Source organism: Pseudomonas sp. NS1(2017) (assembly GCF_002269425.1).
Taxonomy (GTDB): Bacteria; Pseudomonadota; Gammaproteobacteria; order Pseudomonadales; family Pseudomonadaceae; genus Aquipseudomonas; species Aquipseudomonas reactans.
The window spans coordinates 4,535,550-4,558,485 of the sequence record NZ_CP022960.1 but is presented as its reverse complement, the minus strand read 5'-3'; the positions used below and the strand labels follow the sequence as shown (position 1 = coordinate 4,558,485).

General features: G+C 62.0%; 23 protein-coding genes and 1 pseudogene. 11 read left to right on the top strand and 13 right to left on the bottom strand.

Annotated features, from left to right (window positions below):
- Positions 1-107: 107 nt before the first annotated feature.
- From CI807_RS21405 to CI807_RS21395, 3 genes are all read left to right on the top strand, one after another.
- Positions 108-971: a LysR family transcriptional regulator gene (locus CI807_RS21405; RefSeq protein ID WP_028617169.1), complete on the top strand. Its 864-nt coding sequence runs from the start codon at positions 108-110 to the stop codon at positions 969-971.
- 47 nt (positions 972-1,018) lie between these two features.
- Positions 1,019-1,381 (top strand): hypothetical protein, encoded by a 363-nt coding sequence (locus CI807_RS21400; RefSeq protein WP_095016104.1) that lies wholly within the window; start codon positions 1,019-1,021, stop codon positions 1,379-1,381.
- Between the two features lie 70 nt (positions 1,382-1,451).
- On the top strand, positions 1,452-2,699 hold the full coding sequence (locus CI807_RS21395; RefSeq protein WP_095016103.1) for a hypothetical protein: 1,248 nt from the start codon (positions 1,452-1,454) through the stop codon (positions 2,697-2,699).
- On the opposite strand, the gene CI807_RS21390 is transcribed toward CI807_RS21395, so the two are convergent.
- The gene (locus CI807_RS21390) at positions 2,700-3,287 is read right to left on the bottom strand and encodes a TetR/AcrR family transcriptional regulator (RefSeq protein ID WP_095016102.1); all 588 of its coding nucleotides are present in this window, start codon (positions 3,285-3,287) and stop codon (positions 2,700-2,702) included.
- A gap of 108 nt (positions 3,288-3,395) precedes the next feature.
- On the opposite strand from CI807_RS21390, the gene CI807_RS21385 reads away from it, so the two are divergent.
- Both CI807_RS21385 and solA read left to right on the top strand, forming a co-directional pair.
- Positions 3,396-4,634 (top strand): epoxide hydrolase family protein, encoded by a 1,239-nt coding sequence (locus CI807_RS21385; protein ID WP_095016101.1) that lies wholly within the window; start codon positions 3,396-3,398, stop codon positions 4,632-4,634.
- Positions 4,635-4,701: 67 nt separating this feature from the next.
- The gene (solA, locus tag CI807_RS21380) at positions 4,702-5,877 is read left to right on the top strand and encodes an N-methyl-L-tryptophan oxidase (RefSeq protein WP_095016100.1); all 1,176 of its coding nucleotides are present in this window, start codon (positions 4,702-4,704) and stop codon (positions 5,875-5,877) included.
- Positions 5,878-5,889: 12 nt separating this feature from the next.
- Here the strand turns inward: solA and CI807_RS21375 are convergent, their stop codons facing one another.
- Positions 5,890-6,612 carry a BPL-N domain-containing protein gene (locus tag CI807_RS21375; protein ID WP_095016099.1) on the bottom strand — a complete coding sequence of 241 codons (723 nt, stop codon included), beginning with the start codon at positions 6,610-6,612 and terminating at the stop codon, positions 5,890-5,892.
- 126 nt (positions 6,613-6,738) lie between these two features.
- Between CI807_RS21375 and CI807_RS21370 the strand changes: the two genes are divergently transcribed.
- A complete protein-coding gene (locus CI807_RS21370) occupies positions 6,739-7,365 on the top strand; it encodes a LysE family translocator (protein ID WP_095016098.1) in 627 nt (208 codons plus the stop codon).
- On the opposite strand, the pseudogene CI807_RS21365 reads toward CI807_RS21370, so the two are convergent.
- Positions 7,366-7,993 (bottom strand): annotated as a pseudogene (locus tag CI807_RS21365) (glutathione S-transferase family protein).
- A 130-nt stretch (positions 7,994-8,123) separates the two neighbouring features.
- On the opposite strand from CI807_RS21365, the gene CI807_RS21360 reads away from it, so the two are divergent.
- Positions 8,124-8,579, top strand: coding sequence for a VOC family protein (locus CI807_RS21360; protein WP_016976469.1), 456 nt, complete (start codon positions 8,124-8,126; stop codon positions 8,577-8,579).
- Here CI807_RS21360 and CI807_RS21355 read toward each other — a convergent pair.
- Positions 8,557-9,183, bottom strand: coding sequence for a TetR/AcrR family transcriptional regulator (locus tag CI807_RS21355; protein ID WP_016976468.1), 627 nt, complete (start codon positions 9,181-9,183; stop codon positions 8,557-8,559). The two genes, CI807_RS21360 and CI807_RS21355, sit on opposite strands and share 23 nt — an antisense overlap.
- Before the next feature lie 136 nt (positions 9,184-9,319).
- Here CI807_RS21355 and CI807_RS21350 point away from each other — a divergent pair, with 136 nt between their 5' ends.
- A complete protein-coding gene (locus CI807_RS21350; RefSeq protein ID WP_016976467.1) occupies positions 9,320-9,760 on the top strand; it encodes a hotdog fold domain-containing protein in 441 nt (146 codons plus the stop codon).
- A gap of 38 nt (positions 9,761-9,798) precedes the next feature.
- On the opposite strand, the gene CI807_RS21345 is transcribed toward CI807_RS21350, so the two are convergent.
- The 5 genes from CI807_RS21345 to CI807_RS21325 form a co-directional block, all read right to left on the bottom strand.
- The gene (locus CI807_RS21345) at positions 9,799-11,535 is read right to left on the bottom strand and encodes an OPT family oligopeptide transporter (protein ID WP_095016097.1); all 1,737 of its coding nucleotides are present in this window, start codon (positions 11,533-11,535) and stop codon (positions 9,799-9,801) included.
- Positions 11,536-11,687: 152 nt separating this feature from the next.
- On the bottom strand, positions 11,688-13,061 hold the full coding sequence (locus CI807_RS21340) for a methyl-accepting chemotaxis protein (protein WP_371858014.1): 1,374 nt from the start codon (positions 13,059-13,061) through the stop codon (positions 11,688-11,690).
- Positions 13,062-13,965: 904 nt separating this feature from the next.
- Positions 13,966-14,256, bottom strand: a complete 291-nt coding sequence (locus CI807_RS21335; protein WP_095016095.1) for a DUF3144 domain-containing protein — start codon at positions 14,254-14,256, stop codon at positions 13,966-13,968.
- Between the two features lie 39 nt (positions 14,257-14,295).
- Positions 14,296-14,991, bottom strand: coding sequence for a tRNA (adenine(22)-N(1))-methyltransferase TrmK (locus tag CI807_RS21330; protein WP_095016094.1), 696 nt, complete (start codon positions 14,989-14,991; stop codon positions 14,296-14,298).
- Entirely contained in the window at positions 14,988-15,707 is a 720-nt protein-coding gene (locus tag CI807_RS21325; protein WP_016976456.1) for a FadR/GntR family transcriptional regulator, read from the bottom strand. Before CI807_RS21325 ends, CI807_RS21330 begins: the two co-directional genes overlap by 4 nt.
- 382 nt (positions 15,708-16,089) lie before the next feature.
- On the opposite strand from CI807_RS21325, the gene CI807_RS21320 reads away from it, so the two are divergent.
- Positions 16,090-17,451 (top strand): MFS transporter, encoded by a 1,362-nt coding sequence (locus CI807_RS21320; RefSeq protein WP_095016093.1) that lies wholly within the window; start codon positions 16,090-16,092, stop codon positions 17,449-17,451.
- Between the two features lie 19 nt (positions 17,452-17,470).
- The gene (gene gudD, locus CI807_RS21315; protein WP_095016092.1) at positions 17,471-18,796 is read left to right on the top strand and encodes a glucarate dehydratase; all 1,326 of its coding nucleotides are present in this window, start codon (positions 17,471-17,473) and stop codon (positions 18,794-18,796) included.
- Between the two features lies 1 nt (position 18,797).
- Here gudD and CI807_RS21310 read toward each other — a convergent pair whose 3' ends face one another.
- The 3 genes from CI807_RS21310 to CI807_RS21300 all read right to left on the bottom strand — a co-directional run bounded on the left by CI807_RS21310 (position 18,798) and on the right by CI807_RS21300 (position 20,530).
- The gene (locus CI807_RS21310; protein WP_095016091.1) at positions 18,798-19,163 is read right to left on the bottom strand and encodes an addiction module antidote protein; all 366 of its coding nucleotides are present in this window, start codon (positions 19,161-19,163) and stop codon (positions 18,798-18,800) included.
- Position 19,164: 1 nt separating this feature from the next.
- Entirely contained in the window at positions 19,165-19,467 is a 303-nt protein-coding gene (locus CI807_RS21305; RefSeq protein WP_033901037.1) for a type II toxin-antitoxin system RelE/ParE family toxin, read from the bottom strand.
- A 139-nt stretch (positions 19,468-19,606) separates the two neighbouring features.
- Positions 19,607-20,530: an ABC transporter substrate-binding protein gene (locus CI807_RS21300; protein ID WP_095016090.1), complete on the bottom strand. Its 924-nt coding sequence runs from the start codon at positions 20,528-20,530 to the stop codon at positions 19,607-19,609.
- Between the two features lie 241 nt (positions 20,531-20,771).
- On the opposite strand from CI807_RS21300, the gene CI807_RS21295 reads away from it, so the two are divergent.
- Positions 20,772-22,016, top strand: coding sequence for an acyl-CoA dehydrogenase family protein (locus CI807_RS21295; RefSeq protein WP_095016089.1), 1,245 nt, complete (start codon positions 20,772-20,774; stop codon positions 22,014-22,016).
- Here CI807_RS21295 and CI807_RS21290 read toward each other — a convergent pair.
- Complete coding sequence (locus tag CI807_RS21290; RefSeq protein ID WP_095016088.1) at positions 22,010-22,909, bottom strand: MBL fold metallo-hydrolase; 900 nt, start codon at positions 22,907-22,909, stop codon at positions 22,010-22,012. The two genes, CI807_RS21295 and CI807_RS21290, sit on opposite strands and share 7 nt — an antisense overlap.
- Between the last annotated feature and the right edge of the window lie 27 nt (positions 22,910-22,936).

Here is a 22,936-nt window from a genome sequence, read left to right as displayed (position 1 = left end):
GGTCCGGCAACGGTGGATTCAAGCCTGCATCCTGCGAGCGAACGGCTATCATGAAAAGCGCATAATTCACGCCGCAGCCATTCGATTAACGAATAGAGATAACCCGCATGCCTTCCAGTGATTTGCAGATCGATTGGCTCAAGTGCTTTGTGGCAGTGGTGGACGCCGGTTCGCTGTCGGGCGCGGCCCATGAGGTGAACCGGTCGCAGTCTGCCGTCAGCATGCAGATGAAGAAATTGGAAGCCGCGCTGGGACGGCCCTTGTTGAACCGTGGCCCGAGGCATCTGCAGTTGACCGATGACGGCCAGACGCTGCTGGGTTATGCGCGTCGCATGCTCGCCCTGCACGCCGAGACCCAGGCAGCGTTTCATGGCGAAACCTTGACCGGGCGCATCCGCCTTGGGGTCGCGGAAGACTATGCGGCCAAGTACCTCACGCCGGTGCTCAAGCGTTTTGCGCCGCGCTACGCCGGTGTGGACATCGAGTTGACCTGTGAACAGTCCACCGCCCTGATCCCACGGGTGCGCAGCGGTGATCTTGATCTGGCGCTAGTGTCCAGGGACTCGCCGCACAGTGGCACCTTTCTGTTCAAGGAGCCGATGGTGTGGGTGGGCTCGCCTCAGTTCGAACTGTGGCGCCGGGACCCGGTGCCAATCGCCGTGTACGAAAGCGCCAGCCTGGCACGGCGGTATGCGGTGAATTCACTGGCCCAGCAGGGGCGTCAGTTCAAGGTGGTGTACAACAGCTCCAGCCTCGCCGGCCAAGTGGCGGCGGTCGAGGGCGGGCTCGCGATTGCCGCGATCACTCAGTGCACGGTGCAGCCGTCACTGCAGGTCTTGGGTAGCGAACAAGGATTGGGGAGTATTGAACCGATGGAGGTGTCGATTCTGCGCAGTCGAGACTCTCGCGGGTCCAAGGCGGTCAACAGTCTGCATGCGTTTATCATCCGTGCGCTTAGGGTTCAGGCGTAGCGCGCGCCCTGTTAATCTGCGGCACCTGCCTTCTTACGGAGCTCTCTGTGAGTTCATCAAAACGCGACAGCACCCGCATCGAACGCCGCCTTGTCGCCGCGCTCACCGACGCCTGCGAAACCGCCAAAGCCGAAATCCCAGGGTTTGAATGGCTGACCCACACGGTCAATTACGCCGACTTCCCAGGCAGCCTGCGCATCACCTGGGTCTTCGACACCCGCGCCAGCCAGGCGCAGGCCGTGGCGACGGGGCTGGATGTGCGTATCCGCGAGTTGACCGCCACCGCCCTGCACGACGCCCAGATCCCGCCCGTTCAATTGGCGCGTTGCGTTCACCTGGATTCTGAAGAAGCCTGCCACGCCCAGCACGGCGGTAACTGGCGTTTGCGCCTGATGCGCTCAGCCAACTAGAGACTGACACCCAACTGCTGGATAATGCCCCCGCCCTGTTCCTCGCCTGCCGATAAGGAAGTCCTGTCCCATGAAGTTGCCGTTTTCCGCTGCCCTGCTCGCGTCTGCCCTGCTGGCGCCTTCCTTTGCCCAGGCCGACGACGCCGCGTTGGTCGACACGCTCAAGGCCTTCACCCGTTGTGACGAGACGTTCTTCAGCCGCCTGAACACCCATCGCGACGCCTGGCAGGCCTATGCGCCGCTCAAGCAGCAAAAGGACTTCACCTGGATCGCGGTGCGCGACCGCACCGAACCCAAGGCCTCGGCAGTGCCGGTGAGTGCGCCGGCCATCGCGGGCTTGAAGCTGCTGTCCTACAACGATGAGGTCAGCGATCTTGGCCCGTTGGGCCTGTATTACTTCTGGGGCTTCACGGTGGACGGCACGATTGATGAAGTCGCCCCGCGCGTGGCGGCGTTGCTGGATCAACCGGCGGCCCTGCAAAAAGGCGACGGCCAATACACGCGCAGCGAGTTGAAGGTGGGCAACAGTTGGCAGGCGATCAAGCCGATGCCGGGCAAGGCACCGGGGCTGCGCAATGTGGAGCGGGTGCTGATCGTGGAGCCGGAGGGCAAGCATTCCCGTGTGAGCTGTTCGGTGCAGGGCGGCGTGAATGCCGGGCTGCTGGCGCTGTTGCGGCCGGACATCGCGCCGGTGGACTACCCGCGCACCGTGGCCGACACCAATCTGGCCGATGTGCCCGTGCCGCCCAATGTACTCCAGAGCCTCGACGCACCGCTGTTGCAGCCCAAGTTCAAGACGTTGAACTACAGCTACCTGTCGAAGAACGCCGCGGGCAAAGACGCGCCGATCACCATCCGCTTCAAGGCCGAGGGCGGTTTGCTGGTGAAGAACGAAGCCTACGGCGCCGCCTTCAATGTGGACCGTTTGATGCTGGCGGATCTGATCCAGTTGAAATCGAAAATGAACGGCGTGGGCGAAGGCCAGGTGCTGCAGACCCGCGAGGCCGAGGTGAAACTGCCGACGAGCTGGGCGCCGGGCCAGACCCTGAGTGCACACCTGAAGATGGCCAATGTGCCGGTCAAGCCTACCGACAAACCGCTCGAAACCACCTTGACCTGCAAGGTGGGCGAGCGCTTCCCGGCGCGTCAGGTGTTTGCGTCGCTGACGGGCGATGCCATTCGGTTGACTTGCGAGCAGGACGGTTATTCGTCCAATCGCGCGTTTATCGAAGACCTGGGCGTCGCGTTGACGCTGGAGTCGACGTCGAGCCAGACCCACTACGTGAATGAAATCCAGACGCTGGACGTGGTGCGCTGACTAAAGCCCCTGCCCCTGCAAAAACGTGTCGACCTGGTGTTCGAAGCCAGGTCGCTCGAACTTCACCAGCGCCATGCGCCACAGGCCTTGCAGATAGGTGAGGATCACCGAGGCGGTCACTTGTGGGTCGAGGGCGGCTGGGAGAAGGCCCTGGGCCTGATCTTCGCCCAGGCGCTCGGCCATGATGCCGCGCACCGCTTCCAACCCCTGCTCGGCGCGCTCGCGCAACTCCGGGTCTGACAACACCACGTCCGTCACCATCGCGGCCACCATGCACAGGGGCGATGGCATCTGTGCGCCTTCCAGGTCATCAAGAATCACGCTGAAAAATGCGCGGATGCCCTCGGCGGCCGTAGGCGCCGACACCAGGGCTTCCAGGCGCCGCGCCACCACGTCATCTTCGTAGCGTTGCACGCAGGCCAGGTACAGCTGCTTCTTGCTCTTGAGCGAGTTGTAAAAGGAGCTTTCGCCGATGTCCATGACCTTGAGCAAGTCACGCAGGCCGGTGGCGACGTAGCCGCGCTGCCAGAACAACACCTTGGCCTTCTCGACGGCCTGGTCGTAATCAAACGCAATTTTTCTCGCCATGGGTCATCTGCCGATTCTGTATCGGCCGATACAATATCATTGACGAGGGATTTCTGCTCAGGCTATTTTGTAGCGGTCGTTACAAACCATTGAACCCTGGAGACAGAAATGCCCGCGACATTCGATTTTTCCGCCCATCGCCCCTTGGTATTGCCGCCAACCACAGAGGCCGTCACCCCGTTTGAGGTGCACGTGCCCCAGGCCGCCATCGAGGATTTGCAACTGCGTTTGCGCCTGGCCCGTTGGCCCGATCAGGAGTTGGTGGAGGACTGGTCCCAAGGTGTGCCGTTGGATGCCGCGAAGTCGCTGGTGGACTACTGGCTCAACGGTTATGACTGGCGCACGTTTGAAGCGCGCTTGAACAGCTTCCCGCAGTTCCGCACGCGGATCGACGGCGTGGGTATTTACTTCATTCACGCACGCTCGCCGCACCCGAACGCTACGCCAATCCTGCTGACCCACGGTTGGCCCGGCTCGGTGCTGGAGTTCCTGAATGTGATCGAGCGCCTCACCGATCCGATGGCGTTCGGCGGCAAGGCTGAAGATGCGTTTCATGTGGTGGTGCCGGCGATTCCCGGCTACGGTTTTTCCGATAAACCCACCGAGCAAGGCTGGAACCCGGCGCGCATCGCCCGGGCCTGGGCGGTGCTGATGACGCAGCGGTTGGGTTACAAGCACTGGGTGGCCCAGGGCGGCGACTGGGGCGCGGCCATCACCACCGCGTTGGCCGGCCAGGCACCCGAGGGGTTAAAGGCGGCGCACGTCAATTTGCCGATGGTGGTGCCGGCGCAATTACCCGCCCACCCCACCGAAGAAGAGCGCCAGGCCCTTGAAGACATCGAGCGTTACGTCAGCGACAAGGCCGGCTACGCCAACCAGATGAACACCCGCCCGCAAACCATCGGCTATGCCCTGAACGATTCGCCGGTGGCCCTGGCCACGTGGATGTATGAAAAGTTCTGGGAGTGGACCGACAACAACGGCCGTCCCGAAGACGCCCTCACCCGCGACCAGATGCTCGATGACATCTCGTTGTACTGGTTCACCGGCACCGGCACGTCCAGCGCGCGCCTGTATTGGGAAGGCGTGGGCGCGACCATTCGTGGCGCGGACTTCTTCTCGTCGTCGCGCGGCGGCGTGGAGCTTATCCAGGTGCCGATGGGCGCGAGCATTTTCCCCGCCGAAACCTTCAAGCCGCCACGGGCGTGGGCAGAAGCGGCATGGGCCAACCTGTTCTATTGGAATGCTGTGGACAAGGGCGGGCATTTTGCGGCGTTTGAACAGCCGCAGATTTTTGCCGAGGAACTGTGGAAGGCATTCCGGCCGTTTCGCGCAACCACAGGCTGATTGGACCCTTGTGTTTTAGCCGTGGCTGCACTCAACTATGTGGCCTCCCCTCTAGCGAGTATCGACATTGGAACGTTATGAATCGCTGGTCATCGGCTTGGGCGCCATGGGTGCCGCCACGGTGTACCAACTGGCCAAGGCCGGTGTAAAGGTCGCCGGTATCGACCGTCATCACCCGCCCCACACGTTTGGCTCCAGCCATGGCGATACGCGGATCACGCGGTTGTCGGTGGGTGAAGGCGCGCAGTACGTGCCCATCGTACGCAATTCGCATCGCATCTGGCGGGAGTTGGAGGCGCTGTCGGGGGAGTCGCTGTTCGAACAGTCGGGGTTGCTGGTGCTCACCTCCCGTGAGGATTTCGACCCAAGCGATGAAACCGACTTCACCCTGCGTACCATCGGCCTGGCGCAAACCTACGGTATCGAGCATGAGGTGCTGGACGCGGCGCAGATTCGCCAGCGCTTCCCCCAATTTGCCCAGGTGGCCGACAGCGCCATCGGCTATTACGAACCGGGCGGCGGGTTTGTGCGGCCCGAGCGTTGCATCGAGGTGCAACTGCGCCTGGCCGAGCAACAGGGCGCGACGTTTTACACAGGCGAAACCGTGACCCACATCAGTTCGGATGAACAAGGCGTCACGGTGACCACTGACCAGCGCACCTTGCAGGCCGACAAGCTGGTGGTCAGCGCGGGCAACTGGGCGGGGGGTTTGCTGGGGGCGCCGTTTGATCGGTTGCTCAAGGTCTATCGTCAGCAGCTGTTCTGGTTCGAAACGGAGCCGGATGCGGCGCTGGTCGGCGCGTCTCCTACGTTCATTTTTACCCATGGGCCGGGCGAGGGTCATACCAACTACGGCTTCCCCGCGTTACCTGGCGAGGGCAGTTTGAAAGTGGCGACGGCGCAGTATCACACCGTGTCCACGCCGCAGACGCTGGACCGCACCGTTTCGCCCGCCCAGGAGCGGGAGATGTACGAGCAACAGGTGCAGGGCCGTATCGCCGGGCTGACGGCCAAGGTGGTCAAGTCGGCGGTGTGCGCCTACACGGTGACGCCGGACCATCATTTCATCATCGACCGGCACCCGAGGCTGCAGCACACCTTGGTGGTGTCGCCGTGTTCGGGGCATGGCTTCAAGCATTCGGCGGCATTGGGTGAGGCGTTTGCGCAGTGGTGCGTGAAGGGCGAGAGCGAGTTGGATCTGTCGTCGTTTTCGTTGAAGCGTTTTGAAGGGCAATCGTTCTAAGAACGAGAGGCTTCAAAAGCTGCGGACCAACGAACCAAACAGATCACCCTCGGGCATTTTGCTCAGCGGGATCTCGGCATTTTCAAACCACTCCCGGCTGGCCTCAGGGTGCGGGCCGCTCAGCACCACCACGCCCTTTTCATAGGTATACCGCGCCGCCGCGACGTCTCCGTTGCGGTAGGTGGCGATGGTTTTGTACGACCCTTTCGGAAAGTAGGGGCCGTCCTGGAAGAAGACGTGGTCAGGCTTGCCCGCCCACGTGACCTGCACCGCGGCGTCGGCGATGCCGGGCACTTCGAAACCGGGGCGGCCGGCTTCGCCGTCGAGGTCCTGGGGGATCAGGCCGAGGTTGTTGTCATCCGCCAGGTAGGCGCCCATGCACAAGCCCAGGTAGCGGCCGCCGTTGGCGACGTAGCTGCGGATGGCCTCGCTGCGCGCATCACCCAGGCTGCGCAGCGCTGCGGGGATATCCTGGCCGCCGCCGGGTTGCACGTAGAGGTCATAGCGCGCCAGGGTTTGCGGCGTGATGTCGATCGACTCATCTGCGCCCACAAAATCGATGTGATAGTTGGGATTGAGTCGTTGCAGGGCGTTCGCCACATTTTCGGAACAGTCGTCACAACCCGCCGGGCCCCGGTAGATGGCGACATGGGTGATAGGCGTCGCGGCCTCGGCCGGTGACGGCAGCAACAGGACAAAGGCAAACAACGTGGCAGTGACGGCTCGCAGGTTCATGGCGATGGGCTCCAGGGCAGACACCCCAAAGCCTATAGCGATTGCGCCGTTCAATCCGTTAACAGTTGTAAACGCCATTCACTTGAGGATAACTGGGGGCCGTGCCCTATTTCGAGAGCGTCCGCCATGTTTGAACTCGCCTCCCTCATCACCTATGTCGCCGTAGTGATTGGCCTGTTTCTGATTCCAGGCCCCTCTGTGTTGCTGGTGATCACCCGCACCGTGCAAGGCGGGCGCAAGGTCGGCGTAGCAACCGGGCTGGGCGTGGCGTGCGGCGACCTGCTGCATACCCTGGGCGCGGCGTTGGGGTTGTCGGCGATCCTGATGACCTCGGCCACGGCGTTCAACGCGGTGAAGTGGGCCGGTGCGGCCTACCTGATCTACCTGGGCATACGCGCGTTCATGGCCAAGACCGGCACACAGGCGGGGCTGACCTTGCCTGCCGTCACCCCGCGCCAGGCATTTTTCCAGGCGGTGGGCGCCGAGGTGCTCAACCCGAAGACCGCGATTTTCTTCCTGGCGTTCCTGCCGCAATTCGTCCACCCGGAATCCGGCTCGTCGCTGGTACAGTTCGCGGTGCTGGGCCTGATCTTCTCGGTGCTCAGCGCGGTGTACACCAGCCTGCTCGCCCTCGCCATCCGCCCCTTGAGCCGAGGCATCAAGGGGCTGTCCAAACTGCGGCGCTGGGAAGGCAAAATCATCGGCACGCTGTTTATGGGGCTGGGGCTAAAGGTGGCGTTGCAGCAGCGTTAATCACTTGGCAAACGCATACGTCCCGCCCTGCTCCACCGCCTTGCGATACGCAGGTCGCGCCTGGAATTTCTCCACCCACGCCGCCAGGTTCGGGTAGGCCTGCAACTTGCCCTGGGCCCTGGCGATTTCACCGATAAAACTCATCTGGATGTCTGCGCCGCTCAGCTCATCGCCAAGCAGGTAGGCTTTGCCCGCGAGCACGTCGTTCAGGTAACCGAGGTAGTTGGCGACTTCCGATTCGATACGCGGATGCAACGGCGCGCCTGCCTCGCCCAGGCGGCCGACGTAGAGGTTGAGCATCAACGGCAACTATGGCCGAGCCTTCGGCAAAGTGCAGCCACTGCACGTAGTGATCGTAGGTGGCGCTGGCGGGGTCCGGTTGCAGACGACCCTGGCCGTGGCGGCGGATCAGGTAGTCGATGATGGCGGCGGACTCGATCAGCACCAGGCCGCCGTCTTCGATCACCGGGGATTTGCCCAGCGGGTTGATCGCCTTGAGCTCCGGCGGGGCGAGGTTGGTTTTCGGGTCGCGTTGGTAGCGCTTGATCTCGTAGGGCAGGCCGAGTTCTTCGAGCAGCCACAGGATGCGTTGCGAGCGTGAGTTGTTGAGGTGGTGGACGATGATCATTGAAGGCTCCGCAGGGCGAGAGGAATGTCTTGGAAACAGACTACGCCAGCCTTCGGGAGTGCCGACAAATAATTTTCTACGTGACGGACGCCGTGGTTACCATGGGGATCGGTTCGAGAGGAGGCACACCATGGATCTGAAATTCAGCCACGTCGACATACTGGTCGAAAACCTTGAAGAAGCCTGTGCCTATTACGCACGCATTCTCAAGGCACGCATCTCCAAGACGTTCGTGTGGGAGCGCGGCGGCCTGCATGTGCGCTATGCCGTGGTGCTGATGGGGCAAGAACGCTTCATGCTGGTCCAGCCAATCGCCGGCAACCTGCGCGAACTGTTGGACGCCCACGGCGAAGGCATGATTTACCGCCATTGCTACACCACGCCGGACATCGAGATTGCCTATGACGAGCTGATCGCCGCCGGTGTGCAGCCGGAGAACGAAAACGGCGTGCCCCTGGCCCGCGAGAACCTGCAATCGCCGTCCGGGGGGCGCATTATCTGGTTGCCCAAGCGCTTCGGGCATTTCTCCATGGAGATCCTCGAAGAGGCGACGCTGGAGGCGTTTATTGTGGAGGCGTTTGGCTGATCGAGGCCCACGCCGCCTGCGCCAGCAACGCGGCGTAGTGATTCGGGCTGTGCTTGACCCGGCCGGATAACCAGGCACGGGCATAGCTTTCGGCCGAGCCGATGATCAGTGACAGCAGCAGTTCTGCCGGGATATGGCTGAACGCCTCACGGCGGCCTTCATCGCTCATCCACTCGGTCAGCTGTGCATTGCGCTGCTTGTTGCGGGTGAGCAGTTCGTCCTTGTGCGGGCCGTTGGCCACGGCGAAACGGCTCTGGAACATAAAACGCGCCCATTCGGGTTGCGCATCCACCCACTCCACATAACTGCGCACCAGTGCTTCCACGCCAGCCTGGGCGGTTTGCGCCTGCTTGAGGTGCTGCTCTCGCAAGGCGGCCTGATCTTCCAGCGCGGCAAAAAACAGCGCGGCGACGATGCCTTCCTTGTTGCCGAAATGATGGTAGATCGCGCCCACACTGGTCTCGCACCGCGCGCGGATGGTTTCGATATTCGTCGCTTCAATACCCACGTCGTTAAAGCTGGCCAGGGCCTCGCGCAGGATGCTGCGCTTGAGGTCGCTGCGCCGGCCCGGGAAGGTGCGCTCGATCAGATCAGGTGCGTGCATGAAGTGGCTCGCCAAATGTACGGAGTCTAAAGGTACAGCCGCCCGCAGAGAAGGCACGGCTTGACATGGCTGGATTTTACGGAATATTGTTCCGTTACAGAATATTATTCTGTAATCATTGTCAGGAGGATTATCCATGAGCCAGTTTCTCAACATGTTCAACAGCGCAGGCCCCGAAGCGTTCAGCCAAATGGCCTGCCAGGTGGCGCCCTACTTCAGCACCATCAACCCGCAAATCGCCGAACTGCGTCCAGGGCATGCCGTGGTCAACGTGCCGTTTCGCAAGGAAATCACCAATCACCTGGCCTCGGTGCATGCCATCGCCCTGTGCAACGCCGCCGAGCTGGCCGGTGGGACGATGACGGACGTGTCGATCCCCCAAGGCGCCAAGTGGATTCCGAAGGGCATGACCGTGGAGTACCTGGCGAAGGCCAAGTCGAACATCCGCGCCGTGGCGGATGGCAGCGGCATTGATTGGTCCACCGCGGGGGACAAGATCGTGCCGGTGGATATTTTTGATGAGGGCGAAGTGAAGGTGTTTACCGCCAGGATCACCATGAATGTGAAGATCGCCTGAGGCCATGGCGGCTGGCTCGGCAACTGCCGAGCCACGCTTCAGTGCACCATCGACCACAGTGAAGCCCCTACGCCGGTGATGCTCTCCCCCGCAATCAAGCCAGCGGCGGCGGTAATCGCAAAGCGCTCGGTGAGGCTCGGCCAGCGGCAGCTCAGCAGCCAGGTCAGTATGGCGCCCAGGGCCATCATCAGCGAGACCGAGGCCGGCAGCACAAAGGCCAGGCCCAGGGCTGCGGCACTCGGGAGGAAGCGGGCGCGATGGGCAGGCAAGAGGCTGTCCGCCACACCCAGCAGAACACCGACCAAGCCGCCGATGGCAATTGCCCAGCGGATGCTGGTGGACAGTGAATCCAAGCCATGGGTGAGGGTTTGCGCCACGGCTTTCCAGGTAGCGACCGCCGGGGCCGGCCACTCTTCGGTGAGCAGCATGGTTTGCGGATCCGGGATCAACGCCAGGTAGGCGAAGACGCCAACGACACTGCCGATGAAAATCCCCAGGATCTGCGCGATCACCTGCTTATGCGGCGTGGCACCAATGGCCTTGCCCACCTTGAAATCATTCATCAAGTCGGTGCACTGCCCGGCCGAACCACCGGCCGTGTTGGCGCTCATCAGGTTGATCGGCACCTGCCCCGGCGCGACGATGCCGAAGCTCAGCTGGGACAGTTGCCCAATGGCGCCGATAGGCGGAATGCCGGTGGCACCCACCACGCGCGCGGCGACGGCGGCGAGGCAGATCGCCAATGGAATGGTGAGCAAGGCCATACCGAGATTGATGCCAAATAGCGCTGCCTGCAGGCTCACCACCAGCACGATCGACAATACAAAACCGGCTGCCGGCCCCGGCTTGGGCACTGTCCAAGTCGAACCGCCGCTGGCGTCGGTTGATCGGTACAAGGCCCACAAACGAATCGCCAGCGAGGCCAAGGTGGAACACACCATCAGGCTTACGCCCGGCCACAGCAACCACTCCACCAGCGCGGCGAACTGCGGGCCGCTGCTGCCCACCGGCAAGGTCACCAGGTGTTGCGCCAACAACCAGGGGCCCAGGCCACCCCAGGCGAGCAAGGCGCCGAGCAGCAGGGTCAGGCCCACGCGAATACCAATGATGCCGCCAAAGCCCACTAGCAACAGCGAAGGGTCGGCGGTGAAGGTCAGGCGCTCCAACTGGGCGCTGGGCGACCAGCGCGGGAAGGCCCACATAAAGGTATCGACCCACTTGACCAGCCCGGAGAGCAACGCGGCGCTGAGCAGCACCTTCAAGCGCGTCGCGGCTTCGCGCCCATGGTTGTAGATGTGCAGCAAGGTCTCCAGGGTGGCCATGCCCTCGGGGAATTTCAGTGCCTTGTCATTCAGCAACGAGGGCCGTAGATACCAGGCGATCCAGATGCCCAGGAAACTCACCGAGAACACCCAGGCAATCATGGGGATAGCGTCCAACTGGTTGCCCGTCAGCAAGGTATAGGCCGGGATCGGCGCTACCAGTCCGCCGGAAATGATTGAAGCGGCGGCTGAGGCGACGGTCTGGTTGATGTTGCTTTCGTGCAAGGTCCACGGCAGGAGGTCGGTGGAACGCTTGGCCACGCCTTGAAAGATGGCGTAGCCGATCAGCAGCGCGATGATCGACATGTTGAACGACCAACCGATTTTCAACCCGGCGTAGACATTGGACGGCGTGAGCAGGATGCCGAGGACACTGCCGGTGATGACGGCGCGCAGGCTGAGTTCGCGGGTGACGGGGCCGTGCGGGAGGGTTGTTGGCGGGGCTGAAGTCATGCGGAGTCCTTTCGGCGACGAAACAGAGCGACCTAGTAAGTGAGCCCTGTAGAAGCCGAAGGTTCCTGTGGTGGGGGGAGCTTGTTGTGGTGATCGGGCTTCCTGTGGCGAGCGGGCTCACCATAGGAAGTTTGCTGACCACAAAAACCTGCTCAGCCCAGGCGAAACCGTGCGGTGTTATCGCTCAATGCCTGGCTGCCCTTGCTCAAGGTGTCGGCCGCCCGATTCACTGCCCGCGCGCCGTCAAGCAAACGCCCTGCCGCCTGGTCCACTTGCTGGATATTGCCGCTCACTTCATCCGCCGTCGCCGCTTGTTCTTCAACAGCAGTGGCGATCTGCGCCAGGGTGTCGGTGACGTGTTGGACCGCACCGGCAATCTCGCCCAGGCGTGTGCCCAGCCCGGTGACGGATTCAGCATCCGTCAGGGCCTGTTCACACGCGGCGCCCATCAACGTGACCGCCTGGCTGACCGTGGCGCGCAGGCTGTCGACCGTGCCGGCAATCTGCGCGGTGGACGCCTGAGTGCGTTGCGACAGGCTGCGCACTTCATCGGCCACCACGGCAAACCCGCGGCCCTGCTCACCGGCACGGGCGGCTTCGATGGCGGCGTTGAGCGCCAGCAGGTTGGTCTGTTCGGCAATGCCACGGATGGTGTCGACCACCGATTGAATCTGCTGGCCTTGCTGGCTGACCTGCTCCAGCGCATCGGCGGTGTCGGTCAGGCGCAGGTTGAGTTGCTGGATACTGGCCGTGGTGCGCTGGCTGTCGCGACTGCTGTCTTCGGCGATGCGTCGGGTCTGCTGGGCGCTGCCCGAGGCTTGTTCGCAGCTTTTGGCGACGCCCAGGGACGTCGCGGCCAATTGGGTGGCGGCGGCGGCAATCTGGCTGATTTGCTGTTGCTGGTCTTCGACTTCGGTGAGGGTGCTACCCGACTGGGAGTTGAGGGTCAGCACCGCCGCCCCCAGTTGTTGCGTCTCGTGATTGACTCCCAACAGGCTGGTGCGCAACTGCACCACCGCCACGTTCAGCGCGGTGCTGATGGCCGCGAGCTCGTCGCGCCCTTCCACCGCCACCTCGACGCACAGGTTGCCGTCGCGCAGCGACTCAGCCAGGGTGGTGATGCCACTGGCGCTGCGGCGGATCGAAGCTTGCAGGCAGATGAACAGGTACAACGCAGCCAACGCCAACAGGCTGAAGGTCGCCGCCACCGGGACGAACTTCTGCAGTGAGCGATCACGGTAGTGGCCCAGGCGCGCATCCAGCGAATTGAGCGATTGGTTACGCAGCGCGCCCAGGCTGTCGAGCACGCCGTCGACACTGGTTTCGAAAGCCGCTGTATCGAGTTTGATGGTGCCGCCGAATACGCCGTCGTCGAGCACTTTGAGTTCGTTGTCCAGGCGTTGCAGGCTGCTGTCGTACTGCGCCGTCCATGGCTCCAGACCGGCATACTGCTTGGCCTTGAGCGAGGCCGCGGCCTTGACCAATTGGTCCCGCGCATCGCCGATGCGACTGCGCAGGTCACGCATCTGCAAACGGCTTTGCAGGGTGAACTGCCCCGAAGCGATGGACGACTGGCCGACACTGGCCATGCGGCCAATACGCTCGATCAGGTCGGGGGTGTGCTGGGTGGACATCTGCATCAGCAGGTAGGTTTCCAGCCACGGGTCGAGGATCAACCCGGCGTCGAGGGTGATCTGCTCGCGAAGGGTCTGCATCGCGGTCAGGGCCGAGGTGAAACGGTCGTAACCGTCCGGCCACCAGCCCACGGTGCGCAGGGATTGGGAGTCCATGCCCTTGACTGTCGCCTGCAACGCCTCGAAGCGCGCGAGGATATCGGCACTGGCATTCTGGGCTTTGAGCGAATCGCCCAGGGCTTGCAGGCTTTGCAGGATCACCGGGAAATTGGCATCCACCTTGTCCATCGCCGCCTTCGCCGCCGGGGTCGGCGCGTGCAGGATGTCCGCCGCCTTCCAGCGCGCGGCCAGGTTGCGCTGGGCCGTCAACTGGCCATCCAGCGCATCCAGGGCCAACAGTTGCCGGACGCCGGACTGCTCGCTGGAAATCACGGTCAATTTGTCGCGATAGTCCGAGCCGATCATCCACAGGCTACCCGCCAGGGGCAGCATGAACAGGAAGAACAGGATCTGGAACTTGCGCGCAAAGCCGAAACGCCCCAGCAGGCGAATACCCGGTGACAAAAGGCTGTGCATGTCCGACCACTCCCCAAAAACGACCCACGCGGTGCACCGCGGGGTGAAGCCTTGAAATGACTGACGGCAAAATGCCATGTCATTGATTAGCTTGGCACTAGCAAGATACGGGCCGCTGTCAGCGCGCCCGAGATAGGCGGCGCGGGGAGCAATCGAGAACGTAGCGTGCGCGAAAATGGGGCAAAAGCACTCAAGGCCTGTGCAGACCTGTAACAGTGGCCTATCGGGTCGACATGTACCGGTCAAAATTATTGATGTGATCGTCCAGATTATCCTCAAGCATCATCCGGTACTGGTCGCAGAAGTACTTCAACATCGCCTCCCGCGCATCGGCCATTTCCGCGCCGGACTTGAAGTTGCGTGCGCTGGCCCAGGCATTGAAGCGCGTGGTGCCGAACATCATCGAGGCGCTGACCTGGCCGAGGTTTTCGTGAGCCTGGAGTTGCTCGTTCGACAGGTCGATGTGCGCGTCGGCGCGGTCGTAGAAGGTGGGGTCGGTGGCGTCGGCCATGGTGGGTGTCCTAGGTCATCAGGTTTGAATGAAGGGGTATCAGGCCAGTAGCGCGGTAATCCATCTGGTCTGCTGCGCGATCTCTTTTCGCTTCTCTTCCGGCACCGCTTGCCGAGCGTGCTCGAAGCTGGCCAGGGTCTTGTGTTTTTGGCGCAGCATACGTTGCCACTTGGCGATAAACACTGGGCTGCGCGCCTGCATTTGCAGCGGGCCAAAGTACAGTTGTTCAGCGGTGTAAACCACCGCCTCTGCGCGCTCAGCGACGATGATTTCGTAGTAGAAGCGGTTCTCCCGCAGCAGCTCTTCACTGAGGATCGAGTAACCGTTGTCCATCAGCCATTGGCGCAGCGGTTGCTCGCCACCATTGGGTTGCAGGATCAATCGTTCCTGGCCGCTCAGGTGCCGCTTACCGCTTTCGAGAATGTCACGGATAGTCTCGCCGCCCATGCCGCAGACGCTGATCGCGGTGATGCCGTCATCGGGCTTCATGGCCGTCAAACCATCAGCCAGGCGCACGCTGATCTGCCGCTCCAGGCCGTTGTCGCGCACGGTACGTTGTGCCGCATGAAAGGGCGTGATCGCGACCTCCCCCGCCACTGCCGCCGTGATCAGGCCGCGACGCATCAGCGCCACCGGCAAATAACCGTGATCGGAGCCGATATCGGCCAGGCGCGCGCCCGTCGGTACGTTGGCGGCGACGCGCTCCAGGCGCAGGGATAAGGTGTGTTCGTTCAACGCCCCTGCTCCCCCGAAAAACGGTCCCGGCTGTTGGTCAGGTGCAACACCATGGCGGCGCGGGCGGCGTCCGGGTCCTGGCGTTTGATCGCGTTGAAGATTGCTTCATGTTCCAGGTTGGCCAACTGGCCGAGCTTGGCAAAGTCGGCGCCGCCACGTTCATCGCCTTTCACCTGGGTACGCGGGATCATCGCATTGCCCAGGTGCAGCATGATTTCGCTGAAGAAGGTATTGCCGGTGGCCTCGGCGATCAGTTGGTGAAAGCGCTTGTCTTCTTCCACGCAGCTGTCGTTGTTGGCCAGGGAAGCCTGGTAGTCGTCGAGTGCCTGGCGCATATGGGCCAGTTGTTGGTCGGTGCGGCGCACGGCGGCCAGTGCGACGGCTTGCACTTCCAGACCCAGGCGCAGTTCGAGCATGTTGCGCACGCTGGCGACCGTGTCCACATGCAGGCGCAAGCCCTGCTGCGCCTGTTGCGCCAGCACAAAGGTGCCGATGCCGTGGCGGGTCTCGACCAGTCCCGACGCCTGCAACTTGGAGATCGCTTCGCGCACGACGGTTCGACTCACGCCGTGCTCAAGCACGATGGTGGATTCCGAGGGCAGTTTTTCGCCGGGTTTTAATTGACCGAGCAGGATGCGCTGGGTCAACGCATCGACCACGCCCTGGGCCAGGTTGGTGGAGCGTTTACGGACAGCGGGTCCATGTTCAATGGGCATAGTGACGAATCCACAGAGTTAGCGGGTGCGAGCTTAACACCCTGTAGGAGCGAGCTTGCTCGCGAAAAACCTGAGCACGCCGCGTTCATCCAGGGTGCCCGCGTTATCGTTGACGTTTTTCGCGAGCAAGCTCGCTCCTACACAGCATGTCGTGTGAAGCAGAAGACCTCAACTTGTATGACAACCAATATCAATCGTTTTGCCGACCTTCGCAAATATCCAGCCTCGAACACCCCTTAGAACCTAATAAACGCTCGATAAACCTGCTTATAAACACAAAAACATCATCACCCCCATTGCGACCTGAAAAAAACAACTTGTATGATGTCTATCAACAAAACACGCAAACCCGCATAAAAATAATCAGGGGGAGTTTTGAATTGTGACCAATTCAATCCATGTATCTGCCGCACCCGAAAGTGATCCCGTCCTCGCGCGCGCCGTGAGCAAAGTGAAGCGCCATGTGCTCCCACTGTTCGTGATCATGTTCATCCTCAACTACATCGACCGGGTCAACATCGGCTTTGTGCGCACGCACATGGAGCATGACCTGGGCATCGGCGCAGCCGCCTATGGCTTCGGCGCCGGGCTGTTCTTCATCGGCTATGCCCTCTTCGAAGTGCCCTCCAACATGCTGCTGCAAAAGGTCGGCGCGCGTATCTGGCTGACCCGCATCATGTTCACCTGGGGCATTGTCGCCACGCTGATGGCGTTCATCCAGAACGAAACCCACTTCTACATCCTGCGTTTCCTGCTAGGCGTGGCCGAGGCCGGCTTCTTTCCTGGGGTGATCTACTACTTCACCCGCTGGCTGCCCGGCGTGGAGCGCGGTAAAGCCATTGCGATCTTCCTGAGCGGCTCGGCGGTTGCATCGCTGATTTCCGGCCCGCTTTCCGGCGTGCTGTTGCAGATCGAAGGCTTTGGCTTCCACGGCTGGCAATGGATGTTCGCCATTGAAGGCTTGGCCTCGGTAGTGATTGGCTTCTTTGTGTGGTTCTGGCTCGACTCCAAACCCCACGACGCCAAGTGGATGAGCCGCGAAGAGCAGGACGCGCTGGTCAATGCCATCGACCAGGAACAGCGCGACCGTGAGGCCCTCACCAGCGTCAAGCCGACCCTCGGCAAGCTGCTCAAGGACCGCCAGATTCTGCTGTTCTGCGCGCTGTATTTCTGCATCCAACTGACGATCTACGCCGCCACTTTCTGGCTGCCGAGCATCATCAAGAAGATGGGTGACCTCAGTGATGTGCAGGTCGGTTTCTTCAACTCGATCCCCTGGCTGATCTCGATCATCGCCATGTACGCCTTCGCCTCGTTGTCGGGCAAGTTCAAGTTCCAGCAGGCCTGGGTGGCGGCAGCGCTGTTGATTGCGGCAGCGGGCATGTTCATGTCCACCACGGGCGGGCCGATCTTTGCCTTTGTGGCGATCTGCTTTGCGGCAATCGGCTTCAAGTCGGCATCGTCGCTGTTCTGGCCGATTCCCCAGGGCTACCTGGATGTGCGTATCGCCGCCGCCGTGATCGCGTTGATCAACTCTATCGGCAACCTGGGCGGTTTTGTTGCACCCACCACGTTCGGCTTCCTGGAACAGACCACCGGCTCGATCCAGGGCGGCCTCTATGGCCTGGCCGGCACGTCGGTGCTCGCCGCAATCCTGGTGTTTTTCGCCAAGACCGCGCCCTCTGCCGCGCTGGCTTCACCGAGCGCCGTGCCCACCCGCGCCGCCCTCAGCAAACCTCTTTAAGACTATTCAGGAACTTGCCATGACTACGCCCGTCGTTACTCACTTCCAGGTCATCCCCGTCGCCGGCCACGACAGCATGTTGCTCAACCTCAGCGGCGCCCACGGCCCGTACTTCACACGCAATATCGTCATCCTCAAGGACAGTTCCGGCAACACCGGCGTGGGTGAAGTGCCCGGTGGCGAACGCATCCGCGAAACCCTGGAAGACGCCCGCAGCCTGGTGATCGGCCAACCCATCGGCCAGTACCAGCGCATCCTCAACCAGATGCGCAGCACTTTTGCCTCCCGCGACGCGGCGGGTCGTGGTTTGCAGACCTTTGACCTGCGCATCACCATCCATGCCGTCACCGCCATGGAAGCGGCGCTGCTCGACCTGCTGGGCCAATTCCTCGAAGTCCCGGTGGCCGCCTTGCTCGGTGAAGGGCAGCAACGCGACGCGGTAAAAATGCTCGGCTATCTGTTTTATGTCGGCGACCGCAGTGCCACAGACCTGGCCTACCGCAACGAAGCCGACAGCAACGATGAGTGGTTCCGCCTGCGCCACGAAACCGCCCTGACGGCCGACGCCGTGGTGCGCCTGGCCGAAGCCGCCAAAGCCAAGTACGGTTTCAATGACTTCAAGCTCAAGGGAGGCGTACTGAGCGGCGACGAAGAAATCGAAGCCGTCACCGCCCTGGCCGAACGCTTCCCGGATGCGCGCATCACCCTCGACCCGAACGGCGCCTGGTCATTGAAAGAAGCCATCCGCCTGTGCCGCGACCAGCACCACGTGCTCGCCTACGCCGAAGACCCCTGCGGTGCCGAAAACGGCTACTCGGGCCGCGAAGTCATGGCTGAATTCCGCCGTGCCACCGGCCTGAAAACCGCCACCAACATGATCGCCACCGACTGGCGCGAAATGGGCCACGCGATCCAGCTGCAATCCGTCGACATCCCCCTCGCCGACCCACACTTCTGGACGATGCAGGGCTCGGTACGCGTTGCGCAGATGTGCCATGAATGGGGTCTGACCTGGGGCTCGCACTCCAACAACCACTTCGACATTTCCCTGGCGATGTTCACCCAGGTCGCCGCCGCAGCACCGGGCGACATCACCGCCATCGACACCCACTGGATCTGGCAGGACGGCCAGCACCTGACCAAGGCGCCGCTGAAAATCGAAGGGGGTTATGTAAAAGTGCCGAGCAAGCCTGGCCTGGGGGTGGAGATCGACATGGACGCGGTCGCCAAGGCCCATGAGGTGTACAAAGGCATGGGGCTTGGCGCGCGGGATGACAGCGTGGCGATGCAGTTTTTGATTCCGGGGTGGCGCTTCAACAACAAGCAGCCGTGCCTGGTGCGCTGATTCAGATTTTTGTAGGGGCGGGCTTGCTCGCTCCTGCAATCGGCCGCACAGTCAGCTCAACCCCTAGCGCCAGCATCAGCTTCTGGATCGTTTCATAGCGCGTCTTCGAGCCACCCTTCAGGGTTTTGTAAAGGCTCTCCCGATTCACCCCAGCCGCTTCCGCCACTTTGTTCACTCCTTGGGCCTTGGCAACCTCGGCGAGCGCCTTCATCAGTACCTGCGGGTCTTGAGACTTCATGCTTTGCGCCAGATACGCACTGATGGTTTCCGGGCTGTCGAGGAAGCGCGACGCTTCATAGACGCGGGTGCCGGACGTATCCAGATCGAGGATCGGCATGTCCTCGGGTTTGAATTTCGATTCGCTCATTTCATCTACCTCTCAGGGCATCAAGAATCTCTTTAGCCCGCTTGATTCCTCTTTTCTGGTCGGTTTTATCGCTCCCCCACAACATCAGGTAGGCAGTGACTCCCGTACGCACGAAATACATCCTGTAGCCGGGCCCGACAAACACACGCATCTCACTCAGGCCGTCACCTACGGATTCACAATCCCCAAAATTGTTTTCCTCCGCCCGGTCCAAGCGAGCAAGAATCGCCGTTTTCCCCCAAATATCCCGCATACCGTCGAGCCATGTATCAAACTCCGGCGTCCTGCCGATTGAATTAGTCACAGTATCACTTGTAGCCTACTGGCTACTCCTTGTCGATGCCAGTGGAATTTTGTTTCCGGTGAGCGCCGGAGTAAAAAATCCTAGTTCAGCACCTGTACAAACAGCCCGTGGATACTGTGAGCGCTTATTTCCCCCGCGTTTAAAGCACCCGATCAAACAACGGCGCCACGTCATACCGCTGTTTCAACATCTGTGCATCCACCAAAAAATCCGCCGTGGCCTGGGCCTCACTGATGATCGTCGGCGAAATCGGCAGCACCTTGATCGCGTCGCGCTTGAACCACACCTTGGCGATTTCCGGTGCCGACTGGTTGGCCTTGGACCAGGCTTCGGCGTATTCATCAACGTGGGTGTTGCTCCACACCCGGGCGCGGGTCAGGCGGGCGATGAAGTCCTTGATGATCGCGCTTTTCTGCGCCAGGGCCGGCTCGTAGGCGACGATGTACGTCGGTGCGCTCATCAGGCCCTTGGCGTTGCGGATCAGGGTGCTGCCTTCTTTTTCCTGCAGCGACACGTAGGGTTCCCAGGTGCCGAAGGCGTCGATGTCGCCCTGGGTCAGCGCCAGGCTGGCCTCGGCCGGCAGCAGGAATTTAAAGTGAACGCTGCTGCGCGGCACTCCGGCTTCATCCAGCGCCTTGTACGCCAACTGCTGGCTCCATGAGCCGTTCCAGATGGCGACGGTCTTGCCCTTGAGGTCGGCCACCGACTGAATGCCCTTGCGCGCCACGATGCCCACGCCGTCGAGGCTGGTCTGGGTGCTGGCGACCACTTTGACCGGCGCGCCATTGGCGGCCAGGCTGATCACCGGGGTATCGCCGACGATGCCCACATCCAGCGCACCGCTGGCCACGGCCGAGGCCACCGGGGAACCGGTGTTGAAGCGTTTGAAGTCGATTTTGTAAGGCAGGTCTTTCAGCTCGCCCGACAGCTCCAGCACGATACGGTTGGAGAAGAACTGGTCACCCACAGTGAGGGTCAGCGGTTCGGCGGCGCTGGCCGACGGGCCGTATAGAGCAAGAGAGGCCAGGCCCAACAAGGACAGCAGTGTTCGACGGTTGATCATGGAAAATCCCACAGGGTTGGAGGGTTGGTTCAACCATCTGTGGGCGTGCAGTCTGGTCGTTTATCGTAGAAGCTAACGCAATAAAAGCGCGGGGTTTAATACTGTTGGGCACTATCGATAGAACCGTCGTACAGGTCGCTAGCTGCTTTTCGTATTAAAAACTTCGCCGCGCCTGAGTTAGGGTGAGCTCACCAGACTACTGGACCCCAGCACCTGAACCATTTTCTGCAAGGTCCATTGCATGTCGATTCCCGCTTTGAACATCTGGGGCGCACCGCCCACTGCCCGTTACGAACAACTGGCCGCACCGTTTCGCCCGCTCTTTGCGCAGATTCTCGCGCAGGCGGCGGTGGCGGATCAGACACGTGGCAGCCTCGCCACCGTGATCCAGCAACTGAACGCCTTGGGCCTGCCGCGCTGGCGCCTGCCGGCCAGTTATGGCGGCCAGGATGCAACGTTGGTCGAGTTGCTGGCGCTGCTCACAGAGCTGTCCGCCGCCGACTCCAACATCACCCAGGCCCTGCGCGGGCACTTCGGTTTCTGCGAGGACGTACTCAGCGCCAAGGACTTGGATTGGCGCGCCAAATGGCTGGACCGGCTCGGCCAGGGCGCCCTGCTCTCCCCCGGCAGCACCGAAGTCGGCAACCAGACCCGTGGCGATTTCGAAACCCGCCTGCACCGTGACGAAGCCGGCGCCTTGCGCATCAGCGGCAGAAAGTTCTACACCACCGGCGCGCTCTACAGCGACTTGATCAACACCATCGCGACGGGCGAAGACGGCACGATCTACAGCGTAGTCGTCGACCTCAAGGCGCCCGGCGTGCAGATCGTCGATGACTGGAACGGCTTCGGCCAACGCCTCACCGCCAGCGGCACCTGCATCTTCGACAACGCGCCCGTGGTGGACGACGAGGTACGCCTCACCCAACAGCGCTTTGGCCACGGCCAGTCGTTCTTCCAGCTCTACCACCTCAGCACCCTCGCCGGCATCGCCCGCCGCGCCGCCCTCAGTGGTGCCGAGGAACTCAGCCAGCGCGCGCGTACCTTCACCACCGGCAATGCCGACACTGCCGGCCAGGACGTGCAACTGCTGCAAGTGATCGGTGAAGTCGCCAGCCAGGCCTACGCTGCGCAAGCCATCGCCCAGCAAGCGGCGCAACGGCTGGAGCACACCGCGCGCTATGTGATCGCCCATGACCAGCCGTTGCACGATGACAATCCGCAGGTTGCGCTGGCTGAATTGGAAGTGTGCCTGGCAGTGAACCCGGTGGTGGATGCGACACTCGCGGCCACCACGGCGCTGTTCGATGCACTGGGCGCCAGTGCCACCGCCAGCAACAAGGCGCTGGACCGGCTGTGGCGAAACGCGCGAACCCTGGCGAACCACAACCCGCGCGTGTACAAATCGCGGATTGTGGGGAATTACCTGGTGAATGGGATAATGCCGCCTGCGCAGTGGCGGGTAGGTGTGGCGAAGGATCAGTAATCCCAGAATGCAGCCACCCAGCGAAACACATCCCCCTTCACCACCACCCGCCCCACGGACGGAAACGGCAGGTGGGTAGCCACGAACAACTCACCGCTCGCCGCCGCTTCGTTCATCAACCGCACGCGAACACGTACCGACTCTTCGGGGTCGTGTTCAAAGCCGTTATGCCAATCCGGGTGTTCGAAGGCGACTGGAAAAAGCGCATCACCGGCAAAGGTCAGGCGTTCGCCGCCAGAGTTCACGTACACCACGCTGTGCCCCGGCGTGTGGCCGCCGGTGAGCTTGGCGACGACACCCGGCGCAACTTCCTGTTCATCGTCGAAGGTGTGCAGATTGTCCTTGTACAACGCCATGAATTGCTGGGCCGTGGCGCGGAGTACATCCGGCACCGGCGCCGGCATGTCGGTGTAGGTGAAGTCCGGCGAAGTCCAGAAATCGACCTCGATGGCCGCCACATGGATGCGCACGTCTGCACGCAGCTTGCGCCTCACCTCGTCCACCAGCAGGCCGCCGATGTGGTCCATGTGCATATGGGTGATCACGATATCGGTCACCGAGGACAACGGGATACCGGCCGCTTCCAGGCGCTTGGGAAACTGCCCGGCCCGTGGGAAACCGGGAAATTGCCCGCCCAGGCCGGCGTCGACCAGAATCACCTGCTCGCCACTGCGCACCACCAGCACATTCAGTGCCCAGTCGAACGCGTCCGGGCCGAGGAACATTTCCTTGAACCACGCCGCGCGGGCGGTCGGGTCGGCGTTGGTGGACATAGTCTGGGTCGGCAGCGGCAGCACGCCGTCACTGATCACCAGCACATCAATTTCACCGACGCGCACTGCGTAGCGCGACGGCACCAGTTCTTCGCTCGGAGCTTTCAGTAGGGTTGTCATGGTCGCTCTCCTGTTGTTTGAAGGCGA

What these genes read in the sequence shown, in the direction of transcription:
- CI807_RS21405 (WP_028617169.1), top strand. Translation starts at nt 108, where the DNA reads ATGCCTTCCAGTGATTTGCAGATCGATTGGCTCAAGTGCTTTGTGGCA.
- CI807_RS21395 (WP_095016103.1), top strand. Translation starts at nt 1,452, where the DNA reads ATGAAGTTGCCGTTTTCCGCTGCCCTGCTCGCGTCTGCCCTGCTGGCG.
- CI807_RS21390 (WP_095016102.1), bottom strand. Translation starts at nt 3,287, where the DNA reads ATGGCGAGAAAAATTGCGTTTGATTACGACCAGGCCGTCGAGAAGGCC.
- CI807_RS21385 (WP_095016101.1), top strand. Translation starts at nt 3,396, where the DNA reads ATGCCCGCGACATTCGATTTTTCCGCCCATCGCCCCTTGGTATTGCCG.
- CI807_RS21375 (WP_095016099.1), bottom strand. Translation starts at nt 6,612, where the DNA reads ATGAACCTGCGAGCCGTCACTGCCACGTTGTTTGCCTTTGTCCTGTTG.
- CI807_RS21370 (WP_095016098.1), top strand. Translation starts at nt 6,739, where the DNA reads ATGTTTGAACTCGCCTCCCTCATCACCTATGTCGCCGTAGTGATTGGC.
- CI807_RS21360 (WP_016976469.1), top strand. Translation starts at nt 8,124, where the DNA reads ATGGATCTGAAATTCAGCCACGTCGACATACTGGTCGAAAACCTTGAA.
- CI807_RS21355 (WP_016976468.1), bottom strand. Translation starts at nt 9,183, where the DNA reads ATGCACGCACCTGATCTGATCGAGCGCACCTTCCCGGGCCGGCGCAGC.
- CI807_RS21350 (WP_016976467.1), top strand. Translation starts at nt 9,320, where the DNA reads ATGAGCCAGTTTCTCAACATGTTCAACAGCGCAGGCCCCGAAGCGTTC.
- CI807_RS21345 (WP_095016097.1), bottom strand. Translation starts at nt 11,535, where the DNA reads ATGACTTCAGCCCCGCCAACAACCCTCCCGCACGGCCCCGTCACCCGC.
- CI807_RS21340 (WP_371858014.1), bottom strand. Translation starts at nt 13,061, where the DNA reads ATGCGTGACCTGCGCAGTCGCATCGGCGATGCGCGGGACCAATTGGTC.
- CI807_RS21335 (WP_095016095.1), bottom strand. Translation starts at nt 14,256, where the DNA reads ATGGCCGACGCCACCGACCCCACCTTCTACGACCGCGCCGACGCGCAC.
- CI807_RS21325 (WP_016976456.1), bottom strand. Translation starts at nt 15,707, where the DNA reads ATGCCCATTGAACATGGACCCGCTGTCCGTAAACGCTCCACCAACCTG.
- gudD (WP_095016092.1), top strand. Translation starts at nt 17,471, where the DNA reads ATGACTACGCCCGTCGTTACTCACTTCCAGGTCATCCCCGTCGCCGGC.
- CI807_RS21310 (WP_095016091.1), bottom strand. Translation starts at nt 19,163, where the DNA reads ATGAGCGAATCGAAATTCAAACCCGAGGACATGCCGATCCTCGATCTG.
- CI807_RS21300 (WP_095016090.1), bottom strand. Translation starts at nt 20,530, where the DNA reads ATGATCAACCGTCGAACACTGCTGTCCTTGTTGGGCCTGGCCTCTCTT.
- CI807_RS21295 (WP_095016089.1), top strand. Translation starts at nt 20,772, where the DNA reads ATGTCGATTCCCGCTTTGAACATCTGGGGCGCACCGCCCACTGCCCGT.
- CI807_RS21290 (WP_095016088.1), bottom strand. Translation starts at nt 22,909, where the DNA reads ATGACAACCCTACTGAAAGCTCCGAGCGAAGAACTGGTGCCGTCGCGC.